We start from the raw sequence: 16,115 nt of genomic DNA on the forward strand, positions 1-16,115 counted from the left end.
TACATAAAATTAACCTTAAATTGCTCTTAAACTATACTGGTGAAAGAAGTTCAATTTTCCATAAAAAATAAAAAAGCGACGAGTAGTATCGTCGCCTTAAGCACTTTAGAAAGTATTAAAACATACCTTCTTCAGAGTTTGCTGAGATCTTATGAATAGATAAGTCTGCACCACGGAACTCATCTTCTTGAGATAGGCGAATGCCAATGGTCGCTTTAAGAATGCCATAAACAATGAAACCGCCAGCCAGTGCAATAGCAATCGCGAGTGCTGTACCGATGAGCTGAGAGATGAATGATACGCCGCCTAAACCACCTAGCCATTTTTGACCAAAAATACCTACGGCAATACCACCAAATGCACCGCATACACCATGTAGCGGCCAGACACCAAGAACGTCATCAACTTTGAGTTTGTTTTGGGTATAGGTGAATAGATACACGAACATAGCACCCGCTGCACCACCAATCACAAGTGCACTGACTGGATGAACAATGTCAGAACCTGCGCAAATAGCGACTAAACCCGCAAGTGGACCGTTGTGTAAGAAACCAGGGTCATTTTTTCCAATCGCATTTGCTGTAATCGTTCCGCCGACCATTGCCATAAGTGAATTAATCGCAACGAGACCGGAGATTGCATCAACACGCTGTGCACTCATCACGTTAAAGCCAAACCAGCCTACAATCAAAATCCATGAACCAAGCGCCAAAAATGGAATAGAAGAAGGTGGGTGAGCACTTACACGACCATCTTTCTTATAACGGCCAGAACGTGCGCCCAACAAAATGACAGCAGCAAGTGCTATCCAACCGCCCATAGTATGTACTACGACTGAACCGGCAAAATCATGAAAAGCTGCGCCAAAAGTTGTTTCTAACCACTTTTGCAGACCGTAGTTGCCATTCCAGACCATTCCCTCGAAGAACGGATAAACCAGTGCAACCAATGCGAGTGTGGCAATCGCTTGTGAACGCATTTTTGCGCGTTCTGCAATACCGCCAGAAATAATGGCGGGAATGGCCGCAGCAAAAGTGAGTAAAAAGAAGCAACGCATAAGGTTATAGCCATGATCATTGGATAAAACCGTACCATCATGAAAGAAGTGCTGACCATACGAAATGTAGTAGCCAACAAAGAAATATGCGATTGCGGAGAGGGCAAAGTCAGTCAGAATTTTACTAAGCGCGTTCACCTGATTTTTGTGGCGAACTGTACCAAGTTCCAAGAATGCAAAACCTGCGTGCATGGCAAGAACCAAAACTGCACCAAGTAATAAGAAAAATAGATCTACATTTTGCATAGCATGCTCGAAAAAAGTGCTAAATTCCATTTTGGAACAAATCTGGGTCTGTAAATTGCACCAAAATAGATTTAAGGAATCTAAAAACCTAAGTTTGTCGAAACAAACTCAATTGCATAAAAGTGAATATGCAATAAGCGCACCAATTTGGATTGAAATAGGGGATTTTGGCGATAAATGGTGCGTTGATTTATTCAAGATAGGGCAATAAGGGCGCTTTTTACGTTACAAGTCATCTAATATGTTGATAAATTGATCTGAAAGAGATCATTATTAAATTTTCAAAAATTATCTATATTTAATTAATGATCAGATCAAACCTCTTGAGCAACTTCAATAAATGCTTTTACGGCTGGACTGATGTGTTTCTTATTTTTTACTGCAAGACCAATAGAACGTTTAAGGTTCGGGTTAAATGGGCGTTTAACTACGTTTGGATAAAGCGAGAGTAGCTCTTTGGTGATCACCATATCAGAGACAATCGAAATCCCTAACTGGTTATGAACCATACTCACAATGCTTAGAATTTGTGAAACATAAAATTTGATGTCGGGTTTCACATTAAAGTTTTTTAAAATTAATTCGACCTGATGACGACTACCTGCCATTGTCATAATAAAAGGGCAGTTTTCTAATTGTGCTGGATCAATATAGAGTTGCTGCGCGAGCGGGTAACCACTCGGAATTAAGGCCACAAAACGATCTTCAATTAAGGGGAATGTATCGAATCGCTCATCTGGCATAATCAAAAAACCAACCTCTATACGCCTTTCTAGTAACCACTGGGCAACTTCTTTATCTTCACCTTCATCAATATAAATTTCGATTTTTGGGTAGCGTTGCCGAAAGGCTTCTAAAATTTCAGGCAATAGATAAATAGATGATGAAGCTCCAAAAGAACCAATACGTAATGTGCCTTCATTTAAACCATGAATGGCAGCTACTTCTTTTTCTAAAGTTTCAGAAATACTCAATAGTTCTTTTACATGGATTAATAACTGCTGACCTGTCGTCGTCAGCTCAATATCGCTTTGGGATCTTGAAATCAGGTTAATACCCCATTGTTGTTCTAATGATTTAAGCGCATGGGAAACTGCCGATTGTGAAATTCCCAGCTTTTCTGCTGTAGCAGTAAAGCTTTTTAGTTCAGCAATGAGTGCAAAAATTTCAAGCTGGGTAAATGTCATGTTGTACTTATTATGAGTAAAAACTCATTTTATCATGAGTTTTCATTATCTTTAATATATGAGTAAGCCAAGGTAGTTCCCAAACTAGCAAGCTCCAACAAAACTCGAGTAAAGAAATGAATAGTATTGTTTTATCTCTTTTTCCCTTAGTTGCATTAATTGCATCGGGATACTTATTTAAAAAATATCGTTTTTTTAGTGAAGAGTTTTGGGCAGGGGCAGAGAAGCTGAATTACTATATTTTATTTCCTGCTTTGCTTTTTAGTACGCTCTCGACTGCAAAAATTGACTTAAAAAGCTTGAGTACAGCCATCATTGCGATGTTAATTGTGGTTTTAGCAGTGACCGCTTTTTTATACATACTTCGAATGTTTTGGCACATACCACCCGCAAGTTTTGGTGTGCATGTACAAAGTATGGTTCGCTTTAATACCTATATTGGTTTGGCTTTAGTCACTTCGCTTTTTAAAAGTGAAGGAATGGCAATTCTGGCAATTTTATTGGCACTTTGCATTCCGCTCGTGAACGTTATTTCGGTGCTTGCTTTAACCTCTAAAGAACACATGGCAATTAAACCTGTTTTGATTGCTCTTCTTAAAAATCCTTTAATTGCATCGTGTGTGGTTGGGGCAGCAGTCAATGCACTTCATATCCCAATTTGGGAAGGCTTTACTCAGTTTATTAAGCTTTTTTCAGTGTCGAGTCTGCCACTAGGGTTGTTATGTGTTGGCGCAGCTTTACAGTTTATGCAAATTAAAAAAGACATTATGGTATTGGCAGCAGACACGTTTGCACGACTTTTAGCAGTTCCTGCTTTGGCTTACGCGGTCTGTACGTGGTATGGTTTACCAAGCTTGCAAACACAAATTTTAGTTATTTTCTTTGCATTACCAACTGCTTCTGCTTCATACATTTTAACCAAAGTTTTGGGTGGAGATAGTCAGCTCATGGCAGCCGTGATTAGCTTTCAAACTTTATGCGCCGCCGTGACTTTACCACTGGTCATTTGGTGGATTTCTTAAGATATAAATTTTAGGCTTTTTAACACTTAAAGAATGCTGGCTACCTTCCTCATATAATTATTGCTACACTTTTTTCTTTTTCGGGTGGATGAGTATGTCCTTTGATCTCAAAGTGAGCTTGCAGCAAAGGTCTGAACCATCTGCACAGCAGAAAAAACTGAATCGCCTGATTGATAAAATAGAACAGCAAAAAGTTAGTCTGAGCACATGGCAAAATGCACAAGCTGAGATTCAACAATACATACGACAAAAACTGATGCCTGTATATAACGATTTACATACAGTGCTATTTCAGCAGTTAGAGCAACTTTGGAATATATTACATAGCCATGAGTTTTCCAAAGCAGACATACAACAACTGGATGAAAAAATTGCCCAGCTTGCGCAAATGTTGAAGCGCTCCCAAATGCTGTCTGCTGAACAGTTGGAGTTAGTGAAGCAGATCGATACTTTTTATCAGCAGCATGCAGGAGAGTCGGTAAAAAAGAATAAAAAAGTGCAGCCAATAAAATCTGAATATGAAGAAAGTGTTGATCAACGTGCAGAGTTAGAAGAAGAATTTGAAAAGTATACAGCCGAGCAACAACAAGCGCGAGAACAAGCTAAACAGCAAAGACAGCAACAGAAACGTGAACAAGCTGAGCAGATGGCTACCCAGTCACTCAAAACAGTTTATTTAAAAATTGCCGCGATGATTCACCCAGACCGTGAGCAAGATGAAACAAAAAAACAGGAAAAAACTGAGTTGTTCCAACAAGCCAGTCAGGCCTATGAAAAGCAGGATTTGTTTTATTTACTCAAACTCCAGTTACAGCTTGAACAGAATAAAGGGCTAGGTGCTAAAGACTTATCTGCCGAGCAGTTGCGGTTTTATAAACTGGCTTTAGATGCACAAAGTCAGCAACTTGAAAGTCAAATTGGTGAGATTTTAGATTCGTTTCAGTTAGCAAAGAATGTGAAAGCAGAGCATGTACATATTAGTGATATTTATAAAGCTGTAGATGCTGACTGTGCTGAGTTAAAGTAGCAGGTGAAGTGGGAAAAGGAACGCTTAAAGCATATGAAAAAAGAGAGGGGGGTAGAGATGTTGTTGGGACATGGGGTTCTATAACCTCTCCCTAAAATCTTCTTCTAAAAAGAAAGGGAACATAACATATTCTATCCCCAAACTCTGTTCGTGCTTTGATTGTTTAAGAGTGTTGATTGAACTTAGAATTGAATAAAATTTTAAAGAGACTTTTTATGGGAATAAGTGCTGGTGGTTTAGCTGTACCATTTAATGGGACAATGGAAAATGCAATAGAGTTAGTTTCAGGTTGGAAGAATAGAACTATTAATGTTGTTAGTTTGAGTGAGCGAACGGATTTTGATACGCGATATGATAATTGTATAAGTTTAAAGATTTTTAATAATGTATTGATAATTTATCATGCAGATTTTTTATTTTCTGCAATGGATGATCACTCATTATGGGCAAAGCGATTTAAAGAAAGTAATTTAACAGAATGGGTATTATTTTTTGCTGCTTATGATAGTGGTGGTACATATGGATATTCATTTTTTCAGTATGGGAAGTTTGTACGCTCGGTTTTTCAGATGGTCGATGATTTTAAAATAGAAGGTAGGTTATCTGAATTAGAGCAAAAAATTATAAACTCACCTGTATTTTTTGAATATTTTAATGAGGAAGATGAATCAGAATATTTAGATCTTGAAGGACTTAAAGCTAATGATTTATTAGATGCGAACGGTGATATTCAAGAATGGGCAGATTGTTATAAATGTTATTATTTTGAGGATGAATATGTTGCTGAGCATGACTTAGCTTCTAGATTTTTATCCGAAATGATAACCGAATATGTAGGATGTGATTTTTTTTACGATACTGAGTACGACCAAATCTATTTAGAAGTTATTCAAGATTATTAAACTATGAAAAATAAAGGGCTGAATAATCAGCCCTTTATATTACAGATTAAATTGTGAACTTTAAAGATTAAAGCGCAGCAATTTGCTCCATATTCGCTTTAACTTTATCTAACTGCGCAGCAAACTCAGCAAGCTTCGCTTTTTCACCTTCAACAACCGCTGCTGGTGCTTTAGATACAAAGCCTTCATTTGCAAGTTTATTTGCAATTTGATCGTGTTGCTTTTGGATTTTATCCAAGTCTTTTTGCAAACGAGCAAGCTCAGCTTTAGGATCAATTAAGCCCTTCATTGGTACAAATACCGATGCATGACCTACAACACTTGAAGAAGAAAGCGGTGGTTCTTGATCTTTACCTAAGAACTCAATACTTTCAACTTTAGCCAATGCTTTGAACAACGCTTCAATACGAGTAATTTGCTCACGTTCAGCATTAGAAATGTTTTGAAGTAATACTGGTAATAAACGCGCATTACCTAAGCCCATTTCACCGCGAATGTTACGTACCGCACCAATCAAACCTTGAAGCCATTGCATATCTGCTTCAGCTTGTTCATTGATTTTTGCTTGCTCAGGAATAGGGTATTGAGCAGTCATAATTGTTGGGCCGCCTTGACCAAGCATTGGTGCAAGTGTTTGCCAGATTTCTTCTGTCAAATATGGCATTAATGGATGAGCTAAACGTAAAGAAGCTTCCATCACAGCAAGCAATACACGGCGTACTTCAGCTTTACGCTCTTCTGAAACTTCTGCATCGTTCAGAACTGGTTTAGTTAACTCAACGTACCAGTCGCAGTATTCATTCCAGATAAAGTCATAAATCGCTTGAGCAGCAAGGTCTAAACGGTAAGTTGCAAACGCTTGGTGTACAGCAGCTTCAGCTTTTTGCAGACGGCTGATAATCCATTGTTCTGGAAGTTCCCAAAGATCAGGACGTGCTTCTTGACCAACAGTTTGGCCTTCAACATTCATCAGAACGAAACGTGTTGCATTCCAGATTTTGTTACAGAAGTTACGGTAACCTTCAACACGTTTTAAGTCGAACTTGATGTCACGACCAGTGTTTGCAAGGGCACAGAACGTGAAACGAACTGCGTCAGTACCATAAGCATTAATGCCTTCTGGGAATTCTTTACGCGTTGATTTTTCAATCTTCGCAGCATCTTTCGGGTTCATGAGGCCAGTTGTACGTTTTGCAACTAAGCTTTCTAAATCAATACCGTCAATCAAGTCTAATGGGTCAAGAACGTTACCTTTAGACTTCGACATTTTCTGACCTTCACCATCACGTACCAAGCCGTGAACGTAAACCGTCTTAAATGGAATTTGAGATGAACCATCTTCATTTTTCATGAAGTGCATGGTCATCATGATCATGCGGGCAACCCAGAAGAAGATAATGTCAAAACCAGTCACCAACACATCTGTTGGGTGGAAAGTTTTGAGTTCTGGAGTTTGTTCTGGCCAACCTAAAGTTGAGAATGTCCAAAGTGCAGATGAGAACCATGTATCAAGTACGTCTTCGTCTTGTTTAAGCTCAACATCGGCCGCGATGTTATTTTTCGCGCGAACTTCTTCTTCGCTACGGCCAACATAGATGTTGCCATCAGCATCGTACCAAGCTGGAATACGGTGACCCCACCAAAGCTGACGTGAAATACACCAGTCTTGAATGTCACGCATCCATGCCATGTACATGTTGCTGTATTGCTCTGGAACAAACTTAATACGACCATCTTGGACCGCTTCAATTGCAGGCTCTGCAAGAGGCGCAATTTTTACGTACCATTGGTCAGTTAATAATGGCTCAATGATCACACCAGAACGGTCACCGCGTGGCGCTTTTAAGTCATACGGTTGGATTTGGTCTAACCAGCCTTCAGCTTCCGCTTGAGCAACTAATTTTTTACGTGCTTCGAAGCGCTCTAAACCAGCGTAGTCTGCAGGTGCAGTAATGGTTTTAGAAATTTGTTCACCAGCTTTGGCAATATATTCAAACTCACCTAAAACTTCGGCGTTTTTGTTGAAGATATTAATGATTGGCAAGCTATTGCGTTTACCTAACTCATAGTCGTTAAAGTCGTGAGCAGGGGTGATTTTTACACAGCCCGTACCAAAGTCTTTTTCAACGTAGTCGTCAGCAACGATTGGAATTAAACGACCAGTGATTGGCAATACAATATTTTTACCAACAAGGTGCGCATAACGCTCATCTTCAGGGTGAACAGCAACAGCAGTATCACCAAGTAAAGTTTCAGGACGAGTCGTTGCAACTACGAGATAGTCTTTGCCATCTTGAGTTTTAACTGATTTATCTTCAAAGAAATATTTAAAGTGCCAAAGTGAACCTTTTTCTTCTTTGCTTTCTACTTCAAGGTCAGAAAGCGCAGTTTGAAGTTTAGGGTCCCAGTTTACTAGGCGCTTACCGCGGTAAATTAAACCGTCTTCGTGTAATCGAACGAATACTTCTTTAACGGCGTTTGATAAACCTTCATCCATCGTGAAGCGTTCACGTGACCAGTCTACAGACGAACCTAAACGACGAATTTGTTTGGTAATTGTGCCGCCAGATTGTTCTTTCCATTCCCAAACTTTTTCGATGAACTTTTCACGGCCTAAGTCGTGACGAGTGATACCTTGTAAGCCAAGTTGACGCTCAACAACCATTTGAGTTGCAATACCAGCATGGTCAGTACCCGGTTGCCACAAAGTGTTTTTACCCATCATACGGTTATAACGGGTGAGGGCATCCATAATGGCATTGTTAAAGCCATGGCCCATGTGCAAACTACCAGTGACGTTTGGTGGTGGAATCATGATACAGAATGATTCACCGTGACCAGAAGGTTTGAAGTAACCTTGTTCTTCCCACGTTTTGTACCACTTCTTTTCGATCTCGGTTGGATCGTAGGTGGTGGCAATATTTTGAGCGGTTTGAGCGTCAGTCATAGTAGCTTAGATCGAATATGCATAAAAAATTGCATCTATTGTAGCAAAAAATTGCCTCGAAATTAATGTGCTGAAAACAGATAAACGGTTTTGTATTTTTTTCAAAAAACGGTAGATTTATGAAGCATGGATCACAATTTAATCGTGTAGCGGCACGGCAGAAAAATTACAAAAGAATTGAAAAGGGATGCGACACATGAGCTACAAAGTTTTTTTTAAGATTTCCGATTCAACCTATACCCAGTTTGCTTCAATTCGAGAGAAATTACATGCTGGGGTAAGAGAAAGCCAGTCGAAAGTATTGGGGGATGTTCTTTCTGATTTGTCGTGTGAAATTATTGAGCAAGTTTTCTCTGTATTGTTAAAGGATGAGCAAGACAACTCTACTATGACTCAAAAACAGCGGTATGAGTCCGAGAAAGTTCTTCAGCAAATTTTAGATACTTTCCGAAAATATATGCCTTGGTCAGTCTCTTTTTTCGGTAATGAACGACTTTTACCTTTAGTTGATTATATGACCTCACTCATGAAAGAACGTGAGCAAGAGGTTTATATTACATACCCGATCACACCTCAACTTGTACAACAGGCCCAAACGCTGACGGAACAAATACGCGCGGGCAATATGCAAAGCGTAGAAAAAGCTTTTCAGACCTTGATTCAAATTGTGGATTTAGGTGTAACAAGCCTAGTACGTGAACCTAAAAAACGTTTAAAATTTAATTTGGTTGTCGATAAAACCCTAAATGGGGTCATTAATATGACAACGCATTTGGGCTATAAACGTTTGGAAAAATTGGGGACGCAGGTTGATCAAACGACCGCAACTCACTATATCAACCACTTTTTGGCCTTCATGCATCAAGCAGCATAATTTAAAAAGATAATAGGAAGTTAAAATGGCCAAACTTGATACTTTGCAAAATAAAGTAGTGTGGATTACGGGAGCCTCTTCCGGTTTAGGTAAAGCTTTAGCTGGTGAGTTTGCTTTGCAAGGTGCTCAAGTGATTTTAACTTCGCGTCGCTTTGAAGAGTTGGAAGAAGTTCGCGTTGGTTTACTCCATCCGGATCAGCACTTGTCGGTAGTTGCAGACATTACCAATCAAGAGCAAGTTCAAGAGGCTTATGAGCAGATTTTAAAAGCAAAAGGACGAATTGACTGGCTTATTAATAATGCGGGTTTAAGTCAACGTGCTCTTATTCAAGACACCACAATGGCAACAGAACGGGCCATTATGGAAGTCGATTATTTCTCACAAGTCGCGTTAACTAAAACCGTATTACCGACCATGCTAAAACAAAAGTCTGGCCGAGTCGTATTTGTCTCTAGTGTAGCAGGGCTTTTAGGTACGCAGTACCGTGCCAGTTATTCGGCTGCTAAAGCTGCTATTCACATGTGGGCTAACAGTTTACGTGCCGAAGTTGCCGATCAGGGTGTTGAAGTTTCGGTTATTTTCCCGGGCTTTGTAAAAACTAATGTTTCGTTTAATGCACTAAATGGTGCAGGGCAACCTCAAGGCCACCAAGATGAAGCAATCGAAAATGGACTAGAGGCCGATGTTTTTGCAGAACAGTCAGTTAAGGCATTAATGCAAGGACAGGAATATATTGTAGTGGGCGGTACTAAAGAAAAATTAGGCGTGATGGTTTCCCGTATGTCACCGAAACTACTTTATAAAATGATCCGGAAAACAAAAGTGAAATAAAAAAAAGATTTCGCCGTGCTAAATTGATGGAAAAACCCGCATAGAAGGTTCACCATGGATCAAGACTACCATCGTATTTTAGAGGTCATTACGCGTTTTCAATTGGTTTTTGACCAGAAAAATTGGGATGCGTTTGATGAGTTGTTGGCCGATCAACTTGAGGTGGATTATTTGCAGTTTAGAGGGGAGCCTTTATGTGTAGTGTCTTGTCATGAATATAAAGGTTCACGGCAACAAGCTTTGTCACATTTGCGGCTACAGCACAATTTAAGCAATCCTCTTATTCGGATTGAACAAGACCAAGCATGGTTAGAATGTAATTATCAAATTTATCGTTTTTCGGAAAATGATTATTTTCATTCTTTTGGTCGCTATTATTTTACTTTGGCAAAACAACAGGGCATATGGAAAATTACCGGAATTTGCCAACACTTAACTAAAAATATTGGCAATCCGCGTATACATTTTTCTGCTATGGGGCAGTGTTAATCTTTGACTGCTGTTCCATAGGCAAATACCTCTACCATTCCACCTTGCATACCCAGTTCGGTTGTACTCAGCCGAACTCCCATAATGTGATTGGCACCGACACTTTGAGCTTGTTGTTTTAGTCGTACAATCGCCTCGCGGCGAGCACGTTCAACAATACTTTCATAACTGGTCAGCCGACCGCCTAAAATATTTTTTATAGAGGCCAGTACATATTTAAAGTAGTCATGCGAAATAACTACATTACTGCTAATAAAATGGCCTAACTGATCACTTGTGGCAAAACGATTGGTATCAATTCTGATATGGGCAAATTGTTGCTCTTTTTCTAGAAGTTCATTTAAATGTTTTCGTTCAATATGGCGGCCAAAAGCCCAACCAATACTGAAAAGAATGAGAAAAATAACAAGCTGAAAAATAAGATTGTCCATTTTCTACCTATGCACTAAATGGATCGGGTAGATGAGGTGCTTGAGGCTGCACAACTACTGCTGTGCCATATACAAATAATTCAGAAGCACCTTGGGCAATATTTGAGGTAGAAAAACGAATACCGACAATTGCATTGGCACCAAGTTGCTGGGCTTTTGCAATCATACGTTGCATAGCCTCTTGTCGAGATTCTTCTAATAATTCGGTATAACCCGTAAGTTCACCACCTACAATATTTTTTAAACTTGCCATCAAGTCGCGACCCACATGCTTACTACGGACGGTACTCCCGTAAACAACATCAAGCTGCTTTAAAATTTGATGGCCTGGAACACTTTCTAAATTACTTAATAACATTGTTTTTTATCAATCTAAATTTCTTAAGCTTTCAAGATAAAAAATATTCAGATGAGTTGCAATAAAAAAGCCCACCGAAGTGAGCTTTTATAAGAAAGTGATTTAAAACTTATTGCTTTTTAAGTTCAGCACTAGATGGTTGGTGTACCACTGTATCTGAAGTATTTGCTTTTAAACCACCACCTAGAGTTTTGTATAACTCGATTTGGTTGTTTAAGTTTGCTTGTTGAAGCAATAACAAACCTTGTTCAGCTGCATATGAAGAACGCTGCGCATCAAGAACAGTCAAGTAACTATCAATACCAGCACGGAAGCGGGCATTAGAAAGTGTGTAGTTGCGGTTAGTCGCTTCTACTAGACGTTGCTGAGCTGTTAAACGCTCACCAATGTTGGCACGAGTTGCAAGCGCGTCATTAACTTCACGGAAAGCCGACTGAACTGATTTTTCATAATCAGACAATGCAATTTTCTGATCAGTTTCAGAAATTTTTACATTGGCACGGCGTGTACCCCAGTCAAAGATTGGTAAATCTAAGCTTGGACCAACTGACCATACAAAACCACCAGACTTAAATAGATCACTTAAGTCAGTTGATGCATAACCAGCCGAACCCGTTAAGCTAATGGTTGGGAATAAACGTGCTTTTGCAGCACCGATATTCGCACCCGCAGCGCTTAAGTTGTATTCAGCAGCTTTTACATCCGGACGGTTATTTAACAAGTCACTTGGTAAACCGGCAGTAAACACATTTTGTTGAGCAATGCGTTTTACAGGTTGTGTAGGTAACAAGTTTTGTGGAACAGGTTGGCCTACAAGCAAGTTCAACAAGTTTTGTGCTTGAGCAATTTGAGTTTTGTAGTTCGCTACATCATTACGCGCAGTTTCTACAGAAATCTGTGCTTGACGTAATGGAACTTCACTGTCAATACCTACATCAAAACGTTTTTTGTTGAGATTGTAAGAATCTAACTGTGCTTTAAGCGTTTGCTCTGCCAGTCTTAAGTTTGCTGTTGCAAACGAATAATTTAACCATGCTTGAGCAACTTGGCTAATCAGACTGATTTGAGTCGAATCACGAGCACTTTGTGTTGCAAGATAACTATCTAAAGCAGCATCTTTGAGGCTACGAACACGACCCCAGAAATCTAGCTCATAAGCAGTTACACCCAAACCTACTTGATAAGTAGAGTAGGGGTTATTCGGATCACGGCTTTGAGAAACCTGACGAATTGCACTACCACTTGCTCCGATTGTTGGAAGCTGGTTGTTCTGTGTAATCTGATATTGCTGTTGAGCACGTTCAATATTGAGCGTTGCTGTACGTAAGTCACGGTTATTGGCAAGAGCCAAATCAATCACTTCAAGCAAACGCGGGTCAGCAAAGAACTGTTTATAACCCTGTTCAGCAATAGACGTACCAGAAGCGCTGTTATATGCATAGCTTTGTGGTATATCGGTTTTCACGACTGGTTCTGGGCCGCGCATGCTTTGACAAGCTGCCAAAGCAAGCGCAAGTGCAGATACCGCAATGCTACGACCTGAAATAGACCATACTTTTTGCATCACGATTTATGCTCCTGAGTGTTTATGGTTTTTGGTTTGTACTTAAAGATACTACGAATCCACACATAGAATACAGGGATAAAGAAGATACCTAAGAACGTCGCGCTGAGTACGCCACCAAGTACACCAAAGCCTACAGAGTGCTGACTTCCTGCACCAGCACCTGTTGAAAGTGCAAGTGGAAGTACACCGAAACCGAAGGCAAGGGTGGTCATGATAATTGGACGTAAACGCATTTTTGCAGCATGTAAGGTTGCATCAAGTAGATCTTCACCTTTTTCCTGCAATTCTTTTGCGAATTCAACAATCAAGATCGCATTTTTTGCAGAAAGACCGATAACCGCGATAATCGCTACCTGGAAGTAAATGTTATTTGAGAGATTTGGATCTCCTTTAATAATCATGCCCAAGTAGGTCAATACGATTGCACCAATGACACCAAGTGGTACCACAAGTAAAACCGAGAACGGAATTGACCAGCTTTCATATAGTGCAGCCAAGCAAAGGAATACGATTAACAATGAAAGTGCGTATAAGAACGGCGCTTGAGCACCAGACTCACGTTCTTCAAGTGATAAGCCTGTCCATTCATAGTCGAAACCTTGTAAGCCCATAGATGGTAACTTACCAATAATTTCTTCCATTGCTTTCATGGCATCACCAGAGCTCACGCCAGGTGCAGGTGTACCTTGAATGTTAACCGATGACACGCCGTTATAACGTTCGAGACGTGGAGAACCATACGTCCATTCGCCTGTAGCAAATGCCGAGAATGGAACCATCTCACCTTTGTTATTACGTACATACCATTTATTTAAGTCTTCAGGCATCATACGGCTGCCCGCATCACCTTGAACATAAACTTTTTTCACACGACCACGGTCAACGAAATCGTTAATGTATGAGCCACCCCATGCAATACGCATTGTATTGTTGATTTCGGCAATACTAACGCCCATAGCACCAGCTTGAGCCTGATCTACATTAATTTGATACTGAGGAGTATCTTCCTGACCGTTTGGACGCACACCTACAAGACGTTTATCTTGTGATGCCAAACCTAAAATCGTGTTACGAGCTGCAATCAGTTTCTCATGGCCTTGACCACTTGAATCTTTAAGCTGCAAGTTAAATCCGGCAGTTACACCAAGTTCAGGCATTGCTGGAAGCTGTAACGGCATAACATATGATGCATCTTTAATGATCATATTTAATGCCATACCACGCTGAATCAATGAACCAATTTGAGTTTCTGGTGTCGTACGTTTGCTCCAGTCTTTCAACTTAACGAAGCCAATACCCGCGTTTTGACCAACACCTGTGAATGAGAAACCAGAAACAGTGAAAATAGATTCCACGGTATCTTTTTCATTCATAAAGAAGTTAGTCATGGTATCAATCACTTTACCGGTACGGTCAAGCGTTGCATTTGGTGGTAATTGTACAAGTGTCATGACCACACCCTGATCTTCTTCTGGTAAGAATGAAGACGGGAGTTTTTGGAACAAGAAGACTAAAAGGGCAACTACAACAGCATAGAGCACGCCAGAGAAGATTTTGCCTTTAAGCATGCGGCTAACACCATTTTGGTAGCTATGCGACATGCGGTCAAAACCATTGTTAAAGCTTCTAAAGAAACGCGCAAAGATATTATTGCTTGGTTCTTTATTAGGATCATGCTGTTTCAAGATAGTTGCACAAAGTGCCGGTGTGAACGTCAACGCTACAATTAACGACAGAACCATTGCAGTTACAAGGGTAATCGAGAACTGGCGGTAAATTACACCTGTTGTACCACCAAAGAAAGCCATTGGTACGAATACCGCTGTCAATACGCTGGTAATACCTACTAACGCACCAGAAATCTGCTGCATTGAGCGAGAAGTGGCCGTAACCGGATCGGTATGGTCTTCACTCATCACACGTTCAACGTTTTCGACTACAACAATGGCGTCGTCGACCAGAAGACCGATTGCCAATACCATAGCGAACATGGTTAAGGTGTTAATTGAGAAGCCAAAGATATTAATGACCGCAAATGTACCTAATACAACTACTGGAACTGCAAGCGTTGGAATAATCGTTGCACGCCAGTTTTGTAAGAATAGGAACATGACAATGAATACCAAAATCACGGCTTCAATTAATGTGTGTACTACACTTTCAATTGAAAGACGGATAAATGGAGTCGTGTCATAAGCCAGTTTATCTGCAAGACCTGTTGGATAGTTCTTACGTAGTTCAGATAAACGTTGTTCAACTGCTTCGGCTGTGTCGAGTGCGTTAGCACCTGTGGCAATTTTAATTGCAAGACCAGCTGCCGGTTTACCGTTAAACTTCGAGTCAAATTGATAGTTATCTGAACCTAATTCTACGCGAGCAACATCTTTTAATCGAACCTCAGCACCTGATGCTGTGTTCTTTAAGAAGATATTTTTAAACTGCTCAGGAGTCTGCAATAAGCTTTGTGCATTTACTGTTGCGTTAAGAACTTGACCTTGTACAGCCGGAGCACCACCTAACTGACCTACAGCAACTTGCGAGTTCTGCGCTTGTAAGGCAGTTGCAATATCACTAGGAGTAAGTTGATAGCTTGTTAATTTAGCTGGATCAAGCCAGATACGCATTGCGTATGAGCCACCGAAGACCTGTACCTCACCAACACCGGCAACACGGCTAAGTGGTTCTTTAATTGACGAGTTTACATAGTCTTTAATGTCAGAGTCTGACAGGTTGTTATCTGGTGAATAGAATGCAATAACTTGCAAGAAGCTCGCACCAGATTTAGTAACTGTTACACCTTGACGTTGTACATCTTCAGGTAAAAGCGCAGTTGCAGATTGCAATTTGTTTTGAACTTGAACCTGTGCAATATCAGGGTCAACACCTTGTTCAAAGTTTAATTGAATAGATGCCTGACCATTACCAGCACTGTTAGATGAAATATAACGTAAGCCATCAAGACCATTCATTTGTTGTTCAATGATCTGGGTTACAGTATTTTCAACTGTTTCAGCCGATGCACCAGGATAAGTCGCAGCAATCGTTACGGTTGGTGGTGCAATCGTTGGATATTGTGCAATAGGCATTTTTGTTAGCGTAAGAATACCCGCCAACATAATGACTAATGCAATCACCCACGCAAATATGGGGCGATGAATAAAAAATTGTGCCATTCA

The 16,115-nt window shown here is 40.2% G+C and carries 12 protein-coding genes and 1 pseudogene; 6 read left to right on the plus strand and 7 right to left on the minus strand.

Annotated elements, in window-relative coordinates; all coding sequences use genetic code 11:
• Nucleotides 1–115: 115 nt before the first annotated feature.
• Both G9371_RS09170 and G9371_RS09175 read right to left on the minus strand, forming a co-directional pair.
• On the minus strand, nucleotides 116–1,303 hold the full coding sequence (locus tag G9371_RS09170; protein WP_029424803.1) for an ammonium transporter: 1,188 nt from the start codon (nucleotides 1,301–1,303) through the stop codon (nucleotides 116–118).
• Between the two features lie 314 nt (nucleotides 1,304–1,617).
• Entirely contained in the window at nucleotides 1,618–2,490 is an 873-nt protein-coding gene (locus G9371_RS09175; protein ID WP_029424802.1) for a LysR family transcriptional regulator, read from the minus strand.
• A gap of 116 nt (nucleotides 2,491–2,606) precedes the next feature.
• Here G9371_RS09175 and G9371_RS09180 point away from each other — a divergent pair, with 116 nt between their 5' ends.
• The 3 genes and pseudogenes from G9371_RS09180 (at nucleotide 2,607) to G9371_RS09190 (ending at nucleotide 5,441) form a co-directional block, all read left to right on the plus strand.
• Nucleotides 2,607–3,512: an AEC family transporter gene (locus G9371_RS09180; protein WP_029424801.1), complete on the plus strand. Its 906-nt coding sequence runs from the start codon at nucleotides 2,607–2,609 to the stop codon at nucleotides 3,510–3,512.
• Nucleotides 3,513–3,606: 94 nt separating this feature from the next.
• A pseudogene (locus tag G9371_RS09185) lies at nucleotides 3,607–4,623 on the plus strand (molecular chaperone DnaJ).
• Nucleotides 4,624–4,715: 92 nt separating this feature from the next.
• Nucleotides 4,716–5,441 (plus strand): hypothetical protein, encoded by a 726-nt coding sequence (locus G9371_RS09190; protein WP_223237864.1) that lies wholly within the window; start codon nucleotides 4,716–4,718, stop codon nucleotides 5,439–5,441.
• Between the two features lie 67 nt (nucleotides 5,442–5,508).
• Here G9371_RS09190 and G9371_RS09195 read toward each other — a convergent pair whose 3' ends face one another.
• Nucleotides 5,509–8,388: a valine--tRNA ligase gene (locus tag G9371_RS09195; protein ID WP_029424799.1), complete on the minus strand. Its 2,880-nt coding sequence runs from the start codon at nucleotides 8,386–8,388 to the stop codon at nucleotides 5,509–5,511.
• A 196-nt stretch (nucleotides 8,389–8,584) separates the two neighbouring features.
• Here G9371_RS09195 and G9371_RS09200 point away from each other — a divergent pair, with 196 nt between their 5' ends.
• Genes G9371_RS09200 through G9371_RS09210 form a run of 3 tightly spaced genes read left to right on the plus strand, consistent with a single transcriptional unit; the run spans nucleotide 8,585 to nucleotide 10,583 of the window.
• Nucleotides 8,585–9,262 carry a hypothetical protein gene (locus G9371_RS09200; RefSeq protein ID WP_029424798.1) on the plus strand — a complete coding sequence of 226 codons (678 nt, stop codon included), beginning with the start codon at nucleotides 8,585–8,587 and terminating at the stop codon, nucleotides 9,260–9,262.
• Nucleotides 9,263–9,287: 25 nt separating this feature from the next.
• Nucleotides 9,288–10,094, plus strand: a complete 807-nt coding sequence (locus tag G9371_RS09205) for an SDR family NAD(P)-dependent oxidoreductase (protein ID WP_001086059.1) — start codon at nucleotides 9,288–9,290, stop codon at nucleotides 10,092–10,094.
• 54 nt (nucleotides 10,095–10,148) lie between these two features.
• Nucleotides 10,149–10,583 (plus strand): nuclear transport factor 2 family protein, encoded by a 435-nt coding sequence (locus G9371_RS09210; protein ID WP_000371755.1) that lies wholly within the window; start codon nucleotides 10,149–10,151, stop codon nucleotides 10,581–10,583.
• On the opposite strand, the gene G9371_RS09215 is transcribed toward G9371_RS09210, so the two are convergent.
• From G9371_RS09215 to adeJ, 4 genes are all read right to left on the minus strand, one after another.
• A complete protein-coding gene (locus G9371_RS09215) occupies nucleotides 10,580–11,014 on the minus strand; it encodes a YbjQ family protein (RefSeq protein ID WP_000369287.1) in 435 nt (144 codons plus the stop codon). The two genes, G9371_RS09210 and G9371_RS09215, sit on opposite strands and share 4 nt — an antisense overlap.
• Before the next feature lie 7 nt (nucleotides 11,015–11,021).
• Nucleotides 11,022–11,372, minus strand: coding sequence for a YbjQ family protein (locus tag G9371_RS09220; protein ID WP_000927242.1), 351 nt, complete (start codon nucleotides 11,370–11,372; stop codon nucleotides 11,022–11,024).
• A gap of 109 nt (nucleotides 11,373–11,481) precedes the next feature.
• Entirely contained in the window at nucleotides 11,482–12,936 is a 1,455-nt protein-coding gene (gene adeK / locus G9371_RS09225) for a multidrug efflux RND transporter outer membrane channel subunit AdeK (RefSeq protein WP_001174793.1), read from the minus strand.
• Nucleotides 12,936–16,112, minus strand: coding sequence for a multidrug efflux RND transporter permease subunit AdeJ (gene adeJ, locus G9371_RS09230; RefSeq protein WP_000046678.1), 3,177 nt, complete (start codon nucleotides 16,110–16,112; stop codon nucleotides 12,936–12,938). Before adeJ ends, adeK begins: the two co-directional genes overlap by 1 nt.
• Between the last annotated feature and the right edge of the window lie 3 nt (nucleotides 16,113–16,115).

Origin of the sequence: Acinetobacter sp. EKM10A (genome assembly GCF_011075215.1) — a bacterium.
Classification (GTDB): domain Bacteria; phylum Pseudomonadota; class Gammaproteobacteria; order Pseudomonadales; family Moraxellaceae; genus Acinetobacter; species Acinetobacter baumannii.